1 protein-coding gene is annotated in these 883 nt (G+C 43.4%); it reads right to left on the bottom strand.

The window, feature by feature from the left end; genetic code table 11:
- Positions 1-83: 83 nt before the first annotated feature.
- Positions 84-806, bottom strand: coding sequence for a GntR family transcriptional regulator (locus A3842_RS12015; RefSeq protein WP_074088763.1), 723 nt, complete (start codon positions 804-806; stop codon positions 84-86).
- Positions 807-883 lie beyond the last annotated feature (77 nt).

Below are 883 nucleotides of genomic sequence, written 5' to 3' on the forward strand. Positions count from 1 at the left end.
ATGTAACTATATGTATCATTGTATGCATGCCTGAAAACACAAAAAAGACCAGGGAATATTCCCCGGCCTGATCATAAGAAACGTTATTGTACAGATACGAACGTGTTGAATTTCAGATATTTGTAGTGGAAGCGCATATGAGAGAACTCGAAGGGAGTGCCATTATCCAGGAAGAAAATCCCTTCCATAATCCCTACTGGCTCATTCTCCTGGAGATGGAGCAGTTCTTGATCATTAGCGCCCGAAGGCTCAGCAAAAATAGACAAAAACGACTTGGTTACCGCGAGGTTCCGCGACTCCTCCAGATAATGAAAGATCGATCCTTCGATAATCGTCTGGTCCAGATTCTGAACAATCTTGATCGGAATGTAGCCCGTCTCAATCATGAACGGCTCGTCATCGAATAAGCGCAGGCGCACGATTTTGTATACAAAATCATGGGGCTGCAGGAACAAATCCCGCTGCAGCTCTTCCGTAGGCCGGATCACCTCGAAATCCAGTACTTTCACCTTAGGCTTTTTGCCATGCATCTGAAAGTTGTCGGTGACCCCCAGATTGGAGCCCTCGTAATTAAAGATCGATTCATTTTTTATGTATAACGGGTTGATAAAGGTGCCTGAACCCCGTTTTTTGAAAATAATTCCCGAGTTCTCCATCTTCATCAGTGCGCGTTTGATGGAACTGCGGCTTACCTGGTAGGTTTCGCTAAGACTGCGCTCATCCGGTAGTCTCATATCGGCAAACTGTCCTGCAAAAATCTTCATTTTGAGGTCGTCAATAATTTGCTTATAGACAAATTGGGTCATGGGGTACTCCTTCTTCAGAACTGTAAAGAGCTAAATTTTCAATATTAAATATAACATAATTGTGAGAGGGATTATAC

This window comes from Paenibacillus sp. P3E (assembly GCF_001909045.1).
Lineage (GTDB): Bacteria > Bacillota > Bacilli > Paenibacillales > Paenibacillaceae > Paenibacillus_AQ > Paenibacillus_AQ helianthi.